Origin of the sequence: Paenibacillus helianthi, from assembly GCF_001909055.1 — a bacterium.
Lineage (GTDB): Bacteria > Bacillota > Bacilli > Paenibacillales > Paenibacillaceae > Paenibacillus_AQ > Paenibacillus_AQ helianthi.
In genome coordinates this window covers 92,220-111,202 of the sequence record NZ_LVWI01000014.1, presented here as the reverse complement: position 1 = coordinate 111,202, position 18,983 = coordinate 92,220, and the positions used below count along the sequence as shown (strand labels likewise).

16 protein-coding genes are annotated in these 18,983 nt (G+C 49.6%); 3 read left to right on the top strand and 13 right to left on the bottom strand.

The window, feature by feature from the left end; translation table 11 throughout:
- Positions 1-18: 18 nt before the first annotated feature.
- From A3844_RS06570 to A3844_RS06560, 3 genes are read right to left on the bottom strand one after another with little or no spacing between them, the layout of a single operon-like run.
- Complete coding sequence (locus A3844_RS06570; RefSeq protein ID WP_074106965.1) at positions 19-723, bottom strand: thioesterase II family protein; 705 nt, start codon at positions 721-723, stop codon at positions 19-21.
- A 37-nt stretch (positions 724-760) separates the two neighbouring features.
- On the bottom strand, positions 761-1,567 hold the full coding sequence (locus A3844_RS06565; protein WP_074106964.1) for an ABC transporter permease subunit: 807 nt from the start codon (positions 1,565-1,567) through the stop codon (positions 761-763).
- A 3-nt stretch (positions 1,568-1,570) separates the two neighbouring features.
- Complete coding sequence (locus A3844_RS06560; protein ID WP_074083769.1) at positions 1,571-2,455, bottom strand: ABC transporter ATP-binding protein; 885 nt, start codon at positions 2,453-2,455, stop codon at positions 1,571-1,573.
- A 734-nt stretch (positions 2,456-3,189) separates the two neighbouring features.
- On the opposite strand from A3844_RS06560, the gene A3844_RS06555 reads away from it, so the two are divergent.
- Positions 3,190-4,518, top strand: a complete 1,329-nt coding sequence (locus A3844_RS06555; protein ID WP_074106963.1) for an extracellular solute-binding protein — start codon at positions 3,190-3,192, stop codon at positions 4,516-4,518.
- 71 nt (positions 4,519-4,589) lie between these two features.
- Here the strand turns inward: A3844_RS06555 and A3844_RS06550 are convergent, their stop codons facing one another.
- The 7 genes from A3844_RS06550 to A3844_RS06520 form a co-directional block, all read right to left on the bottom strand.
- Positions 4,590-6,194: a response regulator gene (locus A3844_RS06550; RefSeq protein WP_074083767.1), complete on the bottom strand. Its 1,605-nt coding sequence runs from the start codon at positions 6,192-6,194 to the stop codon at positions 4,590-4,592.
- A complete protein-coding gene (locus A3844_RS06545) occupies positions 6,187-7,977 on the bottom strand; it encodes a cache domain-containing sensor histidine kinase (protein WP_074100837.1) in 1,791 nt (596 codons plus the stop codon). The genes A3844_RS06550 and A3844_RS06545 overlap by 8 nt, the downstream gene beginning before the upstream one ends.
- 198 nt (positions 7,978-8,175) lie before the next feature.
- A complete protein-coding gene (locus A3844_RS06540; protein WP_074083765.1) occupies positions 8,176-9,123 on the bottom strand; it encodes an ABC transporter permease in 948 nt (315 codons plus the stop codon).
- 1 nt (position 9,124) lies between these two features.
- On the bottom strand, positions 9,125-10,615 hold the full coding sequence (locus A3844_RS06535; protein WP_074083764.1) for a sugar ABC transporter ATP-binding protein: 1,491 nt from the start codon (positions 10,613-10,615) through the stop codon (positions 9,125-9,127).
- Positions 10,616-10,650: 35 nt separating this feature from the next.
- Positions 10,651-11,613 carry an ABC transporter permease gene (locus A3844_RS06530; RefSeq protein WP_074106962.1) on the bottom strand — a complete coding sequence of 321 codons (963 nt, stop codon included), beginning with the start codon at positions 11,611-11,613 and terminating at the stop codon, positions 10,651-10,653.
- A gap of 78 nt (positions 11,614-11,691) precedes the next feature.
- Complete coding sequence (locus A3844_RS06525; protein WP_074100834.1) at positions 11,692-12,858, bottom strand: M24 family metallopeptidase; 1,167 nt, start codon at positions 12,856-12,858, stop codon at positions 11,692-11,694.
- Between the two features lie 53 nt (positions 12,859-12,911).
- Positions 12,912-13,925 carry a substrate-binding domain-containing protein gene (locus A3844_RS06520; protein WP_167374641.1) on the bottom strand — a complete coding sequence of 338 codons (1,014 nt, stop codon included), beginning with the start codon at positions 13,923-13,925 and terminating at the stop codon, positions 12,912-12,914.
- A gap of 473 nt (positions 13,926-14,398) precedes the next feature.
- Here A3844_RS06520 and A3844_RS06515 point away from each other — a divergent pair, with 473 nt between their 5' ends.
- Positions 14,399-15,178, top strand: a complete 780-nt coding sequence (locus A3844_RS06515) for an alpha/beta fold hydrolase (protein ID WP_074083761.1) — start codon at positions 14,399-14,401, stop codon at positions 15,176-15,178.
- 220 nt (positions 15,179-15,398) lie between these two features.
- On the opposite strand, the gene A3844_RS06510 is transcribed toward A3844_RS06515, so the two are convergent.
- Both A3844_RS06510 and A3844_RS06505 read right to left on the bottom strand, forming a co-directional pair.
- The gene (locus A3844_RS06510) at positions 15,399-16,190 is read right to left on the bottom strand and encodes a TrmH family RNA methyltransferase (RefSeq protein WP_074106961.1); all 792 of its coding nucleotides are present in this window, start codon (positions 16,188-16,190) and stop codon (positions 15,399-15,401) included.
- A 31-nt stretch (positions 16,191-16,221) separates the two neighbouring features.
- Complete coding sequence (locus A3844_RS06505) at positions 16,222-16,911, bottom strand: potassium channel family protein (protein WP_074083759.1); 690 nt, start codon at positions 16,909-16,911, stop codon at positions 16,222-16,224.
- A 123-nt stretch (positions 16,912-17,034) separates the two neighbouring features.
- Here A3844_RS06505 and sspI point away from each other — a divergent pair, with 123 nt between their 5' ends.
- Entirely contained in the window at positions 17,035-17,277 is a 243-nt protein-coding gene (gene sspI / locus A3844_RS06500; protein ID WP_074083758.1) for a small acid-soluble spore protein SspI, read from the top strand.
- Between the two features lie 117 nt (positions 17,278-17,394).
- On the opposite strand, the gene A3844_RS06495 is transcribed toward sspI, so the two are convergent.
- Positions 17,395-18,975, bottom strand: coding sequence for a peptide chain release factor 3 (locus A3844_RS06495; RefSeq protein WP_074106974.1), 1,581 nt, complete (start codon positions 18,973-18,975; stop codon positions 17,395-17,397).
- Positions 18,976-18,983 lie beyond the last annotated feature (8 nt).

Here is an 18,983-nt window from a genome sequence, read left to right as displayed (position 1 = left end):
TTATAATATTAGTCATGCTCAACCCTTTACACTGGAATGAATAATATGGATTACCTGAGATAAATGCTCATTAATAAAAAAATGTGCGCCCTCAAAAGGAACTACAACACAGGTACCCGTTGTGTGCATCTCCCACGCTTGAACTTCCTCATCTGTCATATAATCCCGTCTGCCTTGTAAAACAGTTATGGGGCAATTCATTTTGTTACGGACAGGAATGAAGCTGTAGGTCTCGACCATACGGAAATCAGCCCGAATCACTGGCAGGAACATTTCAATCAGCTCCCGGCTATCCAGAAAATCCTCTGTAACCCCATTGTATTCTTTTAGTTTTTCTAAAAACCGATCATCCGGCAGCAGATGAATTTCTTCCCTGCGGGACAAAAACAAGTTAATATGGGGTGCTTCTTTACCTGAAAAAAACATATGTCTGGGAAGAAACTTCTTGTTAAACTGCAGTTTCTGATACAATTCAAAAGCAAGTAAAGCCCCCATACTATGGCCGAAGATAGCGTAAGGTTCCCCCGTGTCCAGTTCCCTCAATAAGCGGCTGTAAAGATCCTCTACCGCCTCCTGAAAGTTTTGGTATAGAGGTTCTCCGAACCGTTCTCCTCGACCAGAGAGCTCCAAGGGAATCAGTTTGATATCTTGGTCCAAATGCCTCCTCCACTTCAAATAGTAAGTTGCAGAACCTCCTGCATACGGTATACAAAATAATTTCACATGTTCTCTCTCCCCGCTGACAAATTAGTCGATTCATTCACAAAGAAAGATCCCTTTTTTGAAATATAAAGGATGCTGCTGCAAAAATAAGAATGGATACAACAACTAACACAAGGCTTATGCTCACCGTATCATACGTACCCTGGATAATTTTCTCGGGCTGATACAAAGTGAATATCGTACAATATTTGAGCCATGACAGCTTCTCAGACAATTTGCTGACCATATCAAGTCCATAGAATAATAAAGTAACCCCAAAACCTGCTCCGAGGGCTGTCTTCTCTTCATCGAATATACAGGAGAACAAGAAAGAATAAGATCCAATTAGAAGAAATATCAGCATGACTATTAGATTTAATTCCGTAAAAACACCCAAATCAAATTCACTGTTATTAACGAATGAAAGTACTCCGAAATACCCTCCAAGATAGGTGAATAGACACATTACAACAAGCCCGGTTACAAGAACTGCTGCTTGAGTATTAATCACCTTTCTTCTCGTCACTGGGGTCGATAATAGATAAGCCATTGATCCTCGATCTACAAATCTACTGACTAACTGGCAAGCTGTCAGAATCGTGTACGCCATCAGTAAATACAGGTAGATAGAATTGTAAAAATTCATAGCCATATATTCCACTGCATTGGTCAAATTCCCTTGGATTCCGAATGCATCCATTACACTCTTGGGCAAGCTTTTGATAACATCATTAAATTGCTGTGAATCGGACAGTAACGGGAATGTCATAACGAGTAAATACAAACAGAGAAAGCCCGTGAAAGCACAAGTAAAGAGGAACTTCCCGTGTCCTTTCATCATCGCTTTATATAAGGAGAAGTTCATAACTTAAGCCTCCTCGTCATAATAATATTTCATGAATACGTCTTCCAGGCGCTGCCGTGGTATATCCAACGCCTTGATCGGATATTGACTAATTTGTTCCAAAATTTCGCTAATCTCCCTATCGACAGAAATAACCGCCTTATTCCCGGAGTGGCTTTGTACGACAAGTCCGGAATGAACAATCGTCTGAAGATCTTCCTGACGGTAGAACTCCACCTCATATCTATTAGCAGCCATCTCACCTTTTAATAGGGACAGTTCCTGAACGGTTATTATCCGGCCTTTACGGATGATAGCTATAGTATCCGCAGTATCCTCTAGTTCACTGAAAATATGGGAGGAAATGAGAATGGTTTTCCCTTTACTTTTCTCCTTATGCAACAGATCTACAAATGTCTTTTGCATCAGAGGGTCCAGACCTGAGCTGGGTTCATCTAGAATAATAACCTCAGGATCGTGCATAAAAGCGTTAATAATTGCCAACTTTTGTTTCATGCCTTTGGACATTTTCCGGATGGGCACTCTCATATCTAAATCAAAGGTTTCAATTAATTCCTTACGCCGCGTGTTTGACTTTAGATTCCTCATACCTGCCATAGCATCCAAAAAGTCCACGGCAGTCATGCCTTCAACAAAGGCGATTTCACCTGGGACATAACCTAATATGCTATGTATCTTGTCTGATTCTTCCCAGCAATCATATCCGTTGATAGTCGCTTTACCGGTGTCAGGCTGCATATATCCCATTAAGTGACGGATCGTGGTAGATTTACCAGCTCCATTCGGTCCAAGATAACCAAAGATCTGCCCCATATCCACTTGGATGCTGACATCAAACAAACCTTTTTGATTTGGGAATTTTTTGGTTAAATGATCAATTTGAATCATGTATGCACCCTCCCTTGTAAATTCATGAGTGAATATAAATCAACATAAGTAATAAATTTTATTACCTTATACCTTTCTTATGCCTCCCGTTACTTATTATGGAATATAATTCCGGCTGTTGTCAAATTATCTATCATTAACTATACTTTGGTTTTTAATGGATAGAATCATACTCTGTGCTCTGCATTTTGTGAAATAAATACATTCCTAAAAACCTTCATTCCCCGTGGTAATTACCATATTATTCCTCAGAAATCATTTTTATTCTCTCTAATCTCGTTTCACTCAGGAAAACAGCGATGAAACGAGCATTGTCGCAACGACAAAAAGACTGGGGATGATCGAGTACAGATCGATCTTCTCCAGTCTTTGGTCTTCTTGTGGACGCTAATTTTTATTCCTGTACAGTTTTTTTGAAAATGGATGTGAGTTGTAATTCATCTTGTCACTAAATAGGGTTAATTCGAGCAGTTTTGTAACGTTCTTTTGGCACATTTTGTATCTATTCTTGGCACAAACCGTTGATTCCTGTAATAACACCTGTCACAATGTGTGGGCCAAAGAGTTCCCGACATTGAATACACCTAAACATAGGTGAGACTTGTCTTCAAAGAACCATTACTGAATAGTCGATTGTTTCGAAAAAAACATTTCAGTCGATTTAATCAAATAATCCCACTATACTATTAGAGAAAGATAACCCGACTTTGCTTTGGGGGTGTGTGGACAAGTCTATGCTCAGATCCAAGCCTTTTTATTATCTGTTATTACTGTCTCTCCTGACCCTGGCAGCCATCTTCATCTTCATCTTCATCTTCAACACCCGTTCGAATGAACGCGGATCCGGAAATGAAGCAGCCCAATCAACATCTCCGGTCTCCGGCCGTCCTGACCAGATCAGCATTCTGATCGAAAACTCCTATCTGCCTTATATCAGGAAAATTGCCGCGCGGTATGAAGAGCAATATGGGATTAAAGTCGATATCCGCTCCACCGATATCAACTCGCTGCATGACCAGATAGAAGACAGCATCCTGCGGGGAGGCTCAGATTTGGATATTATCCTGGTCGATACGGTCTGGACCACCGGATTTGCCAGAACCGGCTTGCTTGAGCCTCTGCGGAACTATGTCACAGGAAGTGTAATTGATAAATTGGTACCCATTGCTTATAACCAGCGGGTCATCAGCAATGATTTATATGCGCTTCCTGATTTATATGCCTTCCCGGTCATCATGGAAGAGAAGTTCCTCTACTATAATGAATCGATGCTGAGAAGCGCCGGCATTTATGCTCCTCCAGCCACCTGGGAGGAACTGAAGGACATGGCAAAGTACATTCAGGATAAGGGACTTGCCAAGTACGGCCTGATCTGGAGCTGGAAGCCGGGCGAAGGCCTGATCACCGATTATACGCTGCTGGCCAACGCCCTTGGCGTGCAGGCGAAGGATGCCAACGGCCGCTGGGTATTCAATGAGGGCGGCGGCGTGCAAGCGCTGGAATTCATGGTGAACACCCTGCGGAGCAGCGGTTTATCCGATCCCGCTTCCCTGACTGCAGGCGATATGTCGTCTATTGAGACCTTCGCGGAGGGCAAGACGCCTTTTTTGATCAGCTGGGCTTATGCCGATCCGATCCTCAGCCGCAAACCCGGCTTTAAAATGGCGCTCGTGCCCGGTTTCCAGGGATATCAAAGAAGCTCCACCGTTACCGGGGGCGGCGCACTCGGCATTACCCGAACTTCACGTCATAAAGACTGGGCCTGGAAATTTATTGATTTGACGATCAGCATGAGAAATGAAGTGTCTGCCAAGGACCAAATTGGAGGCCTTTCAGTCTGGAACGAGCAGATCGACCAATTCGAGAATGAGGAAAAATACCTGAACCGGAACCTGATGACCGAACAATTTGAATATGCGATCAACAGGCCGAGCATGTCATCTTATGTGGAGTGGTCGGGTGTGCTGCAGGATGCCATCACCTCGGCGCTCACCGGCAGGAAGACGGCCAGGCAGGCGCTGGATGAAGCCAAGGCGGAAATCGAAAAGAAGGGCATCAAATAAAAAATCTCTATCCCCGCTTGTTTTGCCAAACCGGCCGGGGATAGAGATTTTTGCTGTGCGCCCTCCTGGCGTTATAACGCATTGCAGCGGGGGCCGAACAAGGTTTCTTTATATTCCGAAGGTGTTATTCCATAATATTTTTTGTACACCTGCCCGAAGTATTTGCCGTCCGCGAACCCGACCCGGCGGGCAACTTCCAGTACGGTCAAACGCCGGCTGCCGGTGAGTAATTGCTTGGCCTTTTCCACCCGTTTGAGCGACAGGTACTCGTTAAAGTTAGTCCCCAGCTCTTTTTTAAAAATTCTGCTGAGATGGCTGGCGCTCACATGGAACAAGTCTGCAACCAATTGAAGATTCAGCTCGGCTTCGGCATAATGATCATCCAGATACCGGGCGATCCGCTCCGCCAGGCTTCTTCCCATCGATTCTTCCTTCCTCCATAAGGCCTCCTCGCAGGCCAGGGCTGTAATCCGGCTTAACAGGTCCGTATATTCCCCGAAGGTCCGCAGTCCGGTGATTCCCGCAATGGCTTCGGTGATTTGGTCCTTTATCCTCCACTCCGGTACATGCTTGGACAGGCCGAGCAGGAAGTCAAGACAACAGTTCAGGGCGATACTTTTATTCCTGCCGGCTCTAATGTCGGCCGTGAATTTGTCCAAATACCGTTTCGCTTTCGGTTCGTCGCCGTCACAAATTGCCTCAAACCATTCCGCATCCATACGGCCCAGGGCCGGCTTGCCAGAGCTGCACTGAAGTACATCCTGCAGCTTTGGCATCAGACTTCCCCAGAACAATTGAGTCTCGAGCAGCTTAAGCGCATGCTGGAAGGAGCTGTACAGCTCGCTGATCTCCTGGAAGCCCGTGCCGATGCCGACGCTGATTTGCTTTTTTAAATACATTTCGATGTTCTCCAGACATTCGGTTGTCGCTTCCACCACTCTTTTGCGGATAATCACCTGCTGCAAGGCGGGATCAGACTTGACGACGACAACACTCTTCCCTTCCATATCCACGATGGAGGTCGCCATTTGGAAACGGTGGTACGTTTCATTCACTATATTGTTGACGGCATACTGGTACAGGGAGGCATAGTCTTCATAAGAAAGATCCGAGGGATTATACATCTCAAACACCACGACCACACCGCAGCCGAGCTGGATACCGTAATCCTTCAGCTTTGTACGCATAGCGGCAATATCCTTATTGCCGTTCACAATCACATTCATGAGGATGCCCGCCTCCACGATGTCCGCGTTCTCCCGCTTGGAGTCACTGGCCGCCTGCAGCAGAGAAGCTCTCTTGCCGTTGATCCTGTCCACCGCCTTAAGAATGCAGGCATTCAGGTCCGGAATCTTGATCGGTTTGAGCAGATAATCGAATACTTGATGTCTTACTGCGGTACGGGCATAGTCGAATTCACTGTATCCGCTCAGGAGAATCGTGATCATCCCCGGATAATGACGCTTGATATGCTCGGCCAGCTCCAGCCCGTTCATCCCGGGCATCTTGATGTCGGTAATGACGATATCCGGCTTGAAACGTTCAATGACTTCTATGCCTTCCAGTCCGTTGGCGGCCGTCCCGCATACTGTGCAGTTCAGCTTGCTCCAGTCTACCTTCTCGCTCAGTCCCCGGCTTACGATGTCTTCATCATCCACAATCACGATTTTATACAATATGCTTCCCACCTTTATCCGCAGTATTGGGAGACGCAGTTACATTCTCCATTACAGGCACTATAATATCGACAATGGTACCGCTGCCTGGCATGCCGTTGATCGTCAGACCGTAGCCTTCGCCGAACAGCATTTGAATCCGTTTGTGTACGTTTCTCATTCCGTTGCCTGTCCCTTTGGCGCTGCCGAAGTCCACCTCGCCCGTGAATTCCAGCAGCCGGGCCCGTTTCTGTTCCTCGATTCCGACACCGTCGTCAATCACCCGGAATCTTACTCTCCTTCCATCCATGATCCCGATTATGCTCAGGTTGCCCGGACCGACTTTATTCTCCAGCCCGTGCACGAACGAATTTTCCACAATCGGCTGCAAAATAAACCTGGGAATCCATAGCTCCGCAATGTCGTCGTCCATGTGGATTGAAACCGTGATCCGGCTCTCAAAACGGGTCTTCTGAATAGCTAAATAAGCATTGATATATTCCAGCTCCGAGCGGACCGGCACCATTTCCCGGTGATCGGCCAGATTGGCCTTCAACAGCTGCGCCAGGGAGATGGTCACATTCTCGATCTTGTCATTCTCACCGTACATGGACAGCCAGCGGATCGTATCCAGCGTATTGTACAGAAAATGGGGATTAATCTGGGCCTTAAGTGCCCGGTATTCTGATTCACGCTGGGCCAGCTCCTTCTGGTACACCTCGGAGATCAAATAATTGATCTTGCCCATCATCTGGTTGAAGCTGCGCCCGAGCCGCCCGAACTCATCCCTCCGGTTGATTCTGACCTGCTGATCGAAACGGTCTGTCTCCACCTGATCCATAACCTGCTTAAGCGCGTGGAGCGGAGCGATTATGCGGCTGGTCGTGAACCAGGTCAAGAGGATGCCCAACAGCACGCCGATCACTCCGATCGCGGTGATCCAGCGTCCGATCAGTTCCGTGCCTTTGGAGATTTCCTTAAGCGGCACAAGCGAGACTACTCTCCACCCTTCCTGGGCGGATATGAAGGTTGTGAACAGCATTTTTCCGTACGGCTCCATATTCAATACAGAAGGCCCCTCGGCGGATTGCAATTTCGCGCGGCGGAGCAGATCATCCACGTGGATATCGGGAACCTCGCTGCTGCTGACAACGATACGATCCTGCTCATCAAACACATAGCTGTAGCGGTAAGGCTCGGACTGCAGGCGTTGCTTTAAATAATCGTCCTTGAGCGAAATAGTTATATAACCGAGCATCTTGAGCGAATCCAGTTCCCGGATGGCTCTTTCGATATAAATAACCCCTTTGTTAACCCTCCAGGTGATTCTTCCCACCGTGTCATAACGCTGTTTCTTCAGCTCGGACTGCACATCGTCCTTATTATTCACACTCCCGGAAGTATTATAGTTCAGCTTGACCAGGAACTGCTGCGTATTGAAGAGATAGACGGTTTCCAGCTTATCAGTGGAGTACAGGATTTTGGAAACGACCAGCTGTTCCAGCGCGCTTAACTTCTCATAGGTAAGCTGGTTCGTCTGCAGCAGCATAGACTGGATTTCTGAATCCTCGGTAATGCTGTCCATCAGCTTGCCCATATACGAAATGGCATCGTCCATATTCTCGCTGATAAATTGCACCTTCTGGGTATCATTTGCCTTGGCGTCGTTCAGATGAAAATTAATGGAAACGGCGTAAGTGACAATCTCGATGATAGCGATTACAAGAATCAGCATGACTACCACCATCAGAATCATCTTGCGCTTTACGCTGGAAGACAGGTAGGTCAGCAGTGCGCGCTTCAATATCCAGCAGCTCCTTCAAACATAGGTTGTACCTATATTACCAAGAATCCTTTTACATGTTAATAAACAAAATTAACCTGTCTGCCGCGTATCCCACAGGGATCGCCTTTATTCTCCACATAGTGAAAACAGCCGGACGCCCCATAATGCGGACCATCCGGCCTTTACTCTTTTGCATATTCGCTATGCGCCTTTTGCTCACGAAGCTTCCGCAGCTGCGGATTTCGATTTTACCATCCGGGAAATCGCCAGGGCGGCCAGGATAATGATCAGTCCCCGCACGATCGGTTGGACAAAGGATGAGATGTTCAGCAGATTCATGATGTTCATGACAACAGCGAAAATGAGCAGTCCGATAAAACTTCCGCCGATCGTGCCGCGGCCCCCGGTAAGGCTGGTTCCCCCGACAATCACGACGGCGATGGCCACCAGCTCAAATTGAAAACCCGAGCGCGGTTCACCCATGCCGATCCGGGAAGTAATCAGCAGCCCGGCCAGGGCGGCAAGAACGCCGCTGATGATATACACGATCACCTTGACGCGCTCAACCTTGATCCCGAACAGCCGGGATGTCTCTTCCCCGCCGCCGACAGCCAGCACATGTCTGCCAAACGGCGTACGGTTCAGCACGAAATATCCGAGGATGAACACCACTACGACATAGACGGCGGGAAGCGGAATGCCCAGTAAACTTCCGTTCGCTATATTCGAAAACGCAGGTGTCACCGTTCCGATAATTGGCCCGCCGTTCGTGTACCAGAGAGCAACGGCCCGGAAGATCGCCATCGTAGCCAGCGTCGCCATAAACGGCTCGACCCGGAATTTCGTCAGCACGACTCCGTTGAGCGCACCGACAAGAGCGCCGATCAGGATCACCACCGCCAGAATGCCCCACACGCCCAAATGCTGCGTATTGGCGCTGACGACCGCCGTTAAAGCCACAACGGATCCGACCGAAAGATCGATCCCTCCCGTAAGAATTACAAGTGTCATACCAACGGCAATGAGCGCACTTTCCGCACTGTATTGCAGCAAATTCATCAGATTGGCGTACGTCAGGAACTTATCGGACAGGAGTGAGCCTACGATCATTAACAGGATGAGGGTTGCCAGCGGAAGATAACTTCTCCATTTCGCCATATTCATTTCATTTCACCTCCTGCAGTGCGTATTCCATAATCTTCTCTTCGGATGCTTCGTCCCGCTGTAGCTCGCCGGTAATCGTTCCGCCGGAGAAGACAAGAATCCGGTCACACATTCCCAGAAGCTCGGGAAGCTCGGAGGAGACCATGATCAGGGACAGGCCCTGGCTCAGCAGTTTGTTGATTTCCTGGTAAATTTCCATCTTGGCCCCGACATCCACCCCCCGGGTAGGCTCTTCGAGAATAAGAATTTTATACTTGTCCAGGAGCCAGCGTCCGATAAGCGCCTTCTGCTGGTTGCCTCCGCTGAGAGAGCGGATCGGCGCCTTAATGTTCTTCGGTCTCACCGACAGCTGCTGCACCAATTCATTGGCCTGCCTGCTTTCCTTCGGCTCACTGATCAGACCGAATGTTCTGAACTTGCGCAGCGAAGTAATGGACATATTGGTCCGCACACTTAAATTCAGAAATAACCCCTGCGTCTTACGGTCCTCCGGCACAAATGCAATCCCGTCCGCAATGCACTGCCGCGGATTTCTCGGAACGAATGGCTTGCCGTCCAGCACCATCTTGCCCGAATAGCCTTTGACCAGCCCGAACAGCACTTTAGTCAAAATATTACCGCCCGAGCCCGCTAATCCGGCAATGCCGAGAATTTCGCGTTTGTTCAGGCTTAAGCTCACATTATGCAGCAGCTCCGGCACATTCAAATCAGAAATCTCCAGCACTTTGGCACCAATCTGTTCCGTGTTCACAGGATAATATTCATTCAGCTCCCGCCCGATCATCAGCTGGACGAGCCGCGCTTCATCCGTATCCTTGATATCCATCGTTTTTACATGCTGTCCGTCCCTCAGAACGGTAACCCGGTCAGCCATAGCGAAGATTTCCCGCAGCCGGTGCGAAATATAGATGATCGTTACCTTTCTTTTTCTGAGCTCGGCAATCGTCTTGAACAGCACAGCCAGCTCGTCTTCATTCAGGTTCGCGGAAGGTTCATCCATAATCAGCAGCTCCGCGTTGAACGAGACGGCTCTGGCGATCTCGACCATCTTCCGTTCCGAGATGCTCAGCTCTTCCATTTTCTTATATGGGTCAATCTTGATGTCGAGATTGTTCAGCAGCTCTCCCGCTTCCTTATACAGCGTCTTCCACTGCAACAGGGAACCCTTTTGCGGTTCTCTCCCAAGATAAATATTCTCCGCCACCGACAGCGCGGGAATCTCCTGAATTTCCTGAAACAACGTGCTAACCCCGCTCTTCTGCGCCATATAAGGCGACAGGAACTTGACGGACTGGCCTTTAAAATGAACGTTGCCTTCCGAAGGCAAATGAACGCCGGACAATATTTTGATCAGGGTGGATTTGCCGGCCCCGTTCTCGCCGACAATCGCGTGGAATTCCCCTTCGCTAATGTTCACGTTAATATCTTTCAGCGCATAATGATTGCCGAACTGCTTGGAGATTCCGTCTAATTTAAGGATGACATTATCCATATCGTTCCCTCTTTGTCATATACATGGATTTGTAATTACTTGCGGTTCTTGGAAGCGGAAAAGATGACGGCAGCCAGAATGATGATGCCCAGAATGAACTGCTGAATATAAGGATTCATGTTCAGGAATACGAGCAGATTAAACAGCAGCCCGGCGAGCAGAGCACCTAAAAATGCACCCCAGATTGTGCCTTTTCCGCCGGATAAGCTGGCTCCGCCCACTACGACGGCGGCGATAGCGCTCAGCTCCATGCCTGTTGCTCCGCTGTTGCCGGACATCGGCTGATAAGCGCCGGTTCTGGAGGCAATCAGCAGGCCCGCTATCGCAGCGAACAATCCGGACAGCGCATAAACGCTCAGCTGTACTTTTTTAACGTTGATGCCCGAGTTATAAGCCGCCACCCGGTTGGACCCTACACTGTATATCTGCCGCCCAAAGATCGTTTTGTTCAGCAGAATGAACCCGATAATGTACAACACCAGCATGATAATGACAGGATTAGGAATAGCCCCCATGTACCCACCGCCAATGGAAAGGAAGCTGTCGCTCGCATCTCCGCTGATGCCTTTGCCTTTCGTCATAAACAGCGTGGTTCCGTCGATAATTACCTTGGTTCCTAGCGTTACGATGAATGGCTGCAGCTTCCCGAAGGTAATCAGCATGCCATTCATGAGACCGAGGAACAAACCCAGTGCCAGGACAACAATCACAATTACGCCGGTTGGCGCCTGCAGCTGAACGAGCATAATAGCCGTTAAACTGACCGCCTGCATCACGGAACCCACCGACAGGTCAATGCCGCCGATCAGTACTGTCAGCAGCATCCCGATCGACACGATGGCCGGATAGGAGATCTGCCGTAGCAGATTTGAGAAGTTATAGGAAGTGAAAAACTCCGGTGAGAAGATCGGAGAGATTAATGTGACGATTACGATAAACAGCAGCAGCAGCGTCTCTTCCTGTTTCAAGAGCGTACGGGCTTTCTGAATGGTTTCCATCTGCCTGATTCCCCTTTTTTTAATGGGACAATGATGGCTTTGCTTACTGAAGCAAAGCCATCATTGCTAATTCAAATTTTAATCCTGGTACCAGTTGCAGACATATGGATGATTGGTTAGCGATTCCGGTCCGTCTTTGCGGATTACAACCGTATCTTCTACACGGGTACCGGCATATCCGGGAATGAGCAGAGTAATTTCAAAAGCGATCGTCTGGTTCTCGACCAGAATATCCTGGCTGTCCGGGCCTACTACCGGAATTTCCTCCTCCGGATCCATGCCTGTGGAGTGGGCGCAACCGCGGCCTTCACCGGCCATATGCGGATAGCCTTCGCGCTTCAGCACTTCGTTGGCGGCCACATCGGCCTCCGCGCCGGTCATGCCCGGTCTCAGAGCGGACATTCCCGCTCTCCATGCTTCCAGGCAGGTATCGAGCAGGCGCTGTTTCTCCGCATCCACCTTGCCGTAAGCTACACCACGCGCCATATCGGACGAATATCCGTTATAACGGCAGCCGATATCGATGAGGATCGTGTCGCCTTTGACAATTTCGCGGTCACGCGGGCGGGCCAGGAAGTAGTCCCCGGAGTTCGGTCCTGATTGGACCATCATGTCGAACGAGACGGTGTCCGCACCGCTCGCGAACATGTGCGCCATCGCTTGACGCGTCACTTCTCTCTCGGTCAGGCGTTCGGTGGCGAGCAGCTCGTGGATTTTTTCAATCCCCATGTCCGCCAGTCGGCCGGCTACTTTCATATTACGGATTTCCGTTTCGCTCTTAATCGACTTCAGGTACTCGATAATATTGGTCTTCTGCAGCACCGAGGTTGGATTCAGGCTGTCGCGGATCGTCTCATAGAATTCAAGCGCGCAGTATTTCGAGCCGCTGAGGCCGATCTTGGCGGAATTTCTGCCTTTCTGGAAATCCTTCAGCACATTGCCGAGCTCCTGGCGGATGCCTCTTACATCGGAGAACCATGTCTCGTCGGCGGCATAGGATACCAGACTGCCTTCCGCGAACAGCGTAGGTTCGCCGTCAAGCGGGATAAACACCATAGCCGGATACGGGAATACCCCGTCAAATGCGCGATAGTTGGCTAACCAGCGGACATTGCTCATACGGTACGAGTCTGAATAAACCAGCAGCCCGTCCAGACCTTCAGCTTCCATTTTCACTCTTGCCTTCTGCAAACGTTCCTTGTACTCGGTTACCGGAATTTCCTGCAATACGTCTTCAAAACCCATGATGAATTCCTCCTGAATTTATAATTGGATTGGTGTTGTCTGATATGTTTCTTTTAGAACGTTGAATTCGGATCGTAGAAGTTATCGACATTCGACTTGTCGATTACAGGAGAGTCCAGAATCACTCTCTTCTGAATCTCTTTGCCGTTCGCCGCATCGATTGCCAGCTTCACAGCCGTCTCGAAGCTCCATTCATTTTTCACGGTCATCATCAGCTCATCCGTGTTCTTGATCTTCTCCAGCGCTTCCTTCTGGGAGTCCATGCTGACCACCTTGATCTCGCTCATCCGGTTTGCTTTCTTAATGGCTTCAATTGCGCCGAGCGCCATCTCGTCATTCTGGGCGAACACGAAGTCAATCTTGCTGTTGGCCTGCAAAATATTCGTCATCACCTGCATCGCCGGCAGCCGCAGCCATTCTCCGGATTGCTCCGCCACGATCTTGATATCCGGATACTTTTGAATCTCCGGCATGAATCCCTGCGTACGAAGCTGGGAGTTGGTCGACTCGACGACACCGTTGAGGATGACCAGATTGCCCTTTTGGCCCATCTTGTCAGCAATGTACTTCGCCGCCTGCTGGCCCATCGTTACCTCATCCGAAGCAACGAATGTCGTATAGGGAATGCTGTCATCGTCCGGTACGCCGGAGGCCGCGATAATCAGCGGGATGCCCGCTCTTTCCGCTTCCTTGTATGCGGGGTAGATCGCGTTGCCCGACAGGCTGCTCACGATAAGGGCATCGACATTGCGGGCGATCAGGCTCTCGATATTGGCGATTTCCTTGTTTGCGTCCCCTTGTCCATCTGTCACAATGATCTCAACCCCGAGATCGGCGGCTGCCTTCTTGGCCGTATCTACGTTGGCAATCCGGAACGGGTGATTCATGACCGTCTGCGAGAAACCGATTACAATTTTTCCGTCTCCAGATTTCCCGGATGAACCAGAGCCTTCGGATGTACTGGCCGCTTCTGTCGTGCCTGCATTACCAGCTCCTCCGCCGCATCCTGTAACCGCTATCAGAAGCACTAAAAACAATGCCAGTACCGAAGTTTTTTTCTTCATCATTATTCCCCCTGTCATTAGTGTTGACCTAGCCGCCGTCCTCCTTCCAGTGTTTATAGCTTGTTGCCTTGAATTGATTATATAATTAATCGCCGCCCGATTAGGGTTGAAAAAAATGACATCAGGGTTGAAAGTTTTGATGCCGGAGAGTAAAAAGAGCAAAGCAAGCCGTAACAAGGCTTGGACTTTGCTCTGATGCTGTCTTGAACCTTATTTGCTTGCTCCTGTCTGGGAACATGAAAGCGGCAGCTGTAAACAATCTGTCCCGGCTCTGCTCGATTGAACAGTCAGCAGCAAATTACATGGCCAGGAGTTATTGACCGGCTCCCTCTTATAAAAAAGAAAAAGTCCTGTCCACGCCCCCTCACCGCCAATTCCTAGCTAAACCCAATTTGACGCCGAAATTACGCATTCACCTTGCCTAGGGCGAATATCTTAAAGGGAGAGTACATTTTTATAAAAATGAGGCGATTCACTTGGGATACTTTGTTACTGTGGAACCGGGCGTAAGAGTATTTATAGAGGACATCAATCCGAAGGGAAACAAAACGATACTTTTTATTCATGGATGGCCGCTAAACCATAACCAGTTCGAATATCAGTTCAATTTCCTTCCTAAGCTCGGATATCGTTGTATCGGAATGGACTGGAGAGGATACGGGAATTCGGATAAACCATTTGCCGGGTACAATTTCGATAGATTAGCGGATGATGTCCGCATGGTCATCGAGGCGTTACAGTTAAGAAACATAACACTTGCAGGACACTCTACCGGAGGCGCGATATCGATTCGTTATATGGCCCGTCACAAAGAGTATGGGGTATCTAAACTCGTCCTGATGGACGCTGCCTCTCCATCTAGCGTTCCGAAAGAATTTACAAATAAAATCATCGAAGATACAAATCATGACCGGCCGCAAATGCTGCAGGACCAAACCGGAATTTTCTTCTTTCAGTATATTTCCGTACCGAAATCCGATTGGTTCGTTTCAATGGGATTACAAGCGGCGAATTGGGCAACTTCCGCCATTATGGCCACGCTTAGAGATGAGAATGTTTACAACGATCTCGGTCAGATCAATGTACCCACATTAATTATTCACGGAATTCATGATAAGGTCGTTCCGTTTACCAAAGCTGAGGAAACAAATAAGCTCATCAAAAATTCGAAGCTGGTTCCGTTCCATTACAGCGGTCATTGCGCTTTTTTAGAGGAGCGCGATAGATTCAACCAATTATTATCTTCTTTTGCATAACGACTCGGATTAGCCGGACCATCGCTCCCATAAGTCTAATTTTTAAAGCCTTACAGCCTATTTTCAATATAATGTCCGCCTCAAAAAAAGCCCTGATAAATCAAGGGTTTCTTGATCATCAGGACTTAATTGTTGTGCCAAAAATCGTTACAAGCCTATGCCAAACTACGTTCCAAACGGTGACAAGGTGAGTTTCAACTCACAGGACAGGAATTATTGTTTAGTTAAACCCCCGCTGCCGCATTCCCTCAAACAGCAGGATCGTCGCGGCCATCGCCGCATTAAGCGATTCGGCACGGCCGGCCATCGGGATAATGATGCTTTTGTCAACGTGGGCGGCCGTCTGTGGCGAGATGCCCTGTCCTTCGCTGCCGATCAGCAGCCACTGGCTGCCGTGAAAATCATGGGTGTAGCAGGAGTCCGTTCCCGTCAGTGAAGTGCTGACCAGCAGTGCACCGCGTTCCCGGGCCTGCGGCAGAATGGCGCTCAAGTCCCCCTCCACAACCGGGAGATGGAACATCGAGCCCATCGTAGAGCGGATGGTCTTCGGATTGTAGAGATCGGCGCAGCCTTTGCCGAGGATCACGCCGTCCGCACCTGCGGCATCGGCACTGCGGATGATCGTCCCTACGTTGCCAGGGTCCTGAACACCATCAAGCACCATAACCCAGCTGTCCTGCTTCGCGAGGATGGCTTCCAGGCCCTGTTGCTCCTTGCGCACAATGGCAAATACCGGCTGCGGTGTCCCGGTGCTGCTGCACTTGGCGATAACCGCCGCTGATACACCGATGACCTCCATCCCCTGCACCGATTGGAGCAGAGGCTTCAGCTCAGAAGGCATGCCTGTATCCAGGTCAAAGGCCAGGCATTCCACATCGGCTTCAGCAAACAACGCCTCCTGTACCAGATGGATTCCTTCTATAATATATTTGCTGGTTTTGTCACGGTGCTTCTTCTCCTGAAGACTGGCCCATTCCTTCACCCGCGTATTTTGGGGAGACATAATTTCCATAGGGGTCCTACCTTTCTGTTCCGTGCTGCGCCTATTGATACGCTATTTCCAGCTTCGTCAGATTGTCCTTCCGGCCAACGATGACGAGTACATCACCTTCGACCAGGCGGTCTTCCGCTCTGGGGGAAATGTTCATTTCCTCGCCCCGGCGGATAGCCATAACGTTGCAGCCGTATTTGGCGCGGATGTTCAGCTCCTGCAGGTTCTTGCCCAGCATCGGTCCAGACACCTTCATATCGAGGATGCTGTAATCCGGCGACAGCTCGATATAATCAAGGATATTAGGCGAAGCCAGGTGATGTGCCACCCTCATGCCCATATCCCGTTCAGGATAAATCACTTTGTCTGCGCCAATCTTGCTTAGCACCTTGCCGTGCAGCTCGCTTTTGGCCTTGACCAGAATCGCCGGAACGCCAAGGTCCTTCAGAATCAGTGTCGTCAGAATGCTGGCCTGAATATCTTCACCAATCGCCACCACCACCACATCGAAGTTGCGGATGCCCAGCGCGCGCAGCGCCTCTTCATCTGTGGAATCAGCGGATACGGCATGGGTTACAATGCTTGAGATTTCTTGCGTGCGCTGCTCGTCAGCATCGATCGCCAGCACATCGAATCCCATGCCGCTGAGCGCCTTGGCGACACTTGATCCGAAACGCCCCATACCGATTACGGCATATTGTTTTTTTGCAGCCATTTCTGTACCTCCCGTAGCAATTTGCATCTCACACAGTATAGCATAAGGAGCCCCAAACTTGAATTTCCAGTGCACTTTCAGGGCACATTATAACGAGGCAAATATTAGTTGAACTTTGGAATACCCAAAAAACCTAAGGGGGCTCTATTCATGCCGATTACCATTGATTTGCGCCAGGCGATTATCCATAAAGTGCACGGTCAGTCCGAAGCCGACCTGCGGCAGATGATTGAAGGCTCCGTGGACGGGCCCGAAACGGCACTGCCTGGATTAGGTGCTGTATTCGAAATGATGTGGAAGGATCTGGACCACGCCAAGCAGGATGCACTGGTCTCGATGCTGCACAACCATTTGGAGAAGATCACTCCAGGTTCCATCACCTCCCAGCAGTGACGCTAGTTCCAGCACAAAAACCTCCGCGTTCCACAGTGCAGCTGCGCATGTGGAGGCGGAGGTTTTTTGACAGAGAGCCTCTCTCTGGTACTAAGACCCGTTACACAAATCGCTCACTCAAGGAGCAGTCTCCAGGAACTTTGCAGTCGGATTCTTTTCCATGGCCGTACGCATCGCGTATTCGTTCTCGAAGAGCACCACATAGTTGCCTTTCTTGTCCGTGACCAGCGTGGAGTTGATGCGGAACTTGCTTGCGTCCGGCTTGTTCTCATCCACAATCCAGCGTGCGAACTGATAGCTCATCCGCTGCAGCTGAACATCTACGCCATACTCGCCTTTCATGCGGTATTCGAACACCTCGAATTGCAGCTGTCCAACGACACCCAGCAGAATATCATCGAAGTTGACCGTGCGGAACACCTGAATCATGCCCTCCTCGGTCAGCTGGTCGATCCCTTTCTGGAACTGCTTTGATTTGAGGGCGTTTTTGATACTTACTTTGGAGAAAATCTCCGGCGAGAACGTCGGCAGCTCGTCGAATTCGATATCTCCGGCCTGGCTCAGCGTATCCCCAATGCGGAAAATGCCCGGATCGAACAGCCCGATAATATCCCCCGGAAAAGCTTCCTCAACAATATCACGGTCCTGAGCCAGGAATTGCTGCGGCTGGGACAGCTTAATATCCTTGCCGGCACGCACATGCTTCACACTCATACCGCGCTCGAACTTGCCGGACACGATCCGCAAGAAGGCGATCCGGTCACGGTGGGCCGGGTTCATGTTCGCCTGGATTTTGAAGACATAGCCGGTGAATTTCTCGTTCGTCGGCTCTATGGAACCGACAGTACTGCGGCGCGGCTCCGGCTTCGGTGCCAGCTCCAGAAAGTTGTCCAGGAAGGTCTGCACGCCGAAATTATTAATCGCACTGCCGAAGAATACCGGTGTCAGCTCACCGCGCAGTACTTTTTCATAGTCAAAAGCATCCCCTGCCACGTCAAGCAGCTCCAGATCCTGACACAGCTGGTCATGCAGGTAATCTCCAGCCATCTCGCGGATGATCGGGTCACGGTAACTTTCAACCTTTTGCACATTGATTACAGAATGGTCGTCGCCCTGGAACAGCTCCACCTGATTCTTCATCCGGTCATATACGCCGCAGAGCTCGCGCCCTCCGCCAATCGGCCAGTTCATCGGTACAGAGCGGATGCCCAGCACATTCTCCAGCTCTTCCATCAGCTCGAACGGACTTTGACCTTCGCGGTCCAGCTTGTTGATGAACGTAAAGATCGGAATGCCCCGTTTGGCGCAGACCTGGAACAGCTTGATCGTCTGTGTTTCCACACCCTTGGCTACGTCAATCAGCATAACTGCGCTGTCCGCAGCCGTTAAGGTACGATAGGTGTCCTCACTGAAATCCTGGTGACCCGGGGTATCCAAAATATTCACCCGGTGATCCAGATAATCAAATTGCATCACGGAGGAAGTAACAGAGATTCCGCGCTGCTTCTCAATTTCCATCCAGTCACTTGTCGCATGCTTACTCGCTTTACGGGCCTTAACCGAACCCGCCAATCGGATCGCGCCGCCGAACAGCAGCAGCTTCTCCGTTAATGTTGTTTTCCCCGCATCCGGGTGGGAAATGATCGCAAACGTTCTGCGTTTGTCCACTTCCTTTTGCAGCTTCTGATCCGGTGCCATATGGTTTG

Bases quoted from the DNA above. Each gene is read 5' to 3' on its own strand.
- A3844_RS06565 (WP_074106964.1), bottom strand. From the start codon at position 1,567: ATGAACTTCTCCTTATATAAAGCGATGATGAAAGGACACGGGAAGTTC.
- A3844_RS06560 (WP_074083769.1), bottom strand. From the start codon at position 2,455: ATGATTCAAATTGATCATTTAACCAAAAAATTCCCAAATCAAAAAGGT.
- A3844_RS06555 (WP_074106963.1), top strand. From the start codon at position 3,190: ATGCTCAGATCCAAGCCTTTTTATTATCTGTTATTACTGTCTCTCCTG.
- A3844_RS06540 (WP_074083765.1), bottom strand. From the start codon at position 9,123: ATGAATATGGCGAAATGGAGAAGTTATCTTCCGCTGGCAACCCTCATC.
- A3844_RS06535 (WP_074083764.1), bottom strand. From the start codon at position 10,615: ATGGATAATGTCATCCTTAAATTAGACGGAATCTCCAAGCAGTTCGGC.
- A3844_RS06530 (WP_074106962.1), bottom strand. From the start codon at position 11,613: ATGGAAACCATTCAGAAAGCCCGTACGCTCTTGAAACAGGAAGAGACG.
- A3844_RS06525 (WP_074100834.1), bottom strand. From the start codon at position 12,858: ATGGGTTTTGAAGACGTATTGCAGGAAATTCCGGTAACCGAGTACAAG.
- A3844_RS06520 (WP_167374641.1), bottom strand. From the start codon at position 13,925: ATGATGAAGAAAAAAACTTCGGTACTGGCATTGTTTTTAGTGCTTCTG.
- A3844_RS06510 (WP_074106961.1), bottom strand. From the start codon at position 16,190: ATGGAAATTATGTCTCCCCAAAATACGCGGGTGAAGGAATGGGCCAGT.
- A3844_RS06505 (WP_074083759.1), bottom strand. From the start codon at position 16,911: ATGCAAATTGCTACGGGAGGTACAGAAATGGCTGCAAAAAAACAATAT.
- sspI (WP_074083758.1), top strand. From the start codon at position 17,035: ATGCCGATTACCATTGATTTGCGCCAGGCGATTATCCATAAAGTGCAC.
- A3844_RS06495 (WP_074106974.1), bottom strand. From the start codon at position 18,975: ATGGCACCGGATCAGAAGCTGCAAAAGGAAGTGGACAAACGCAGAACG.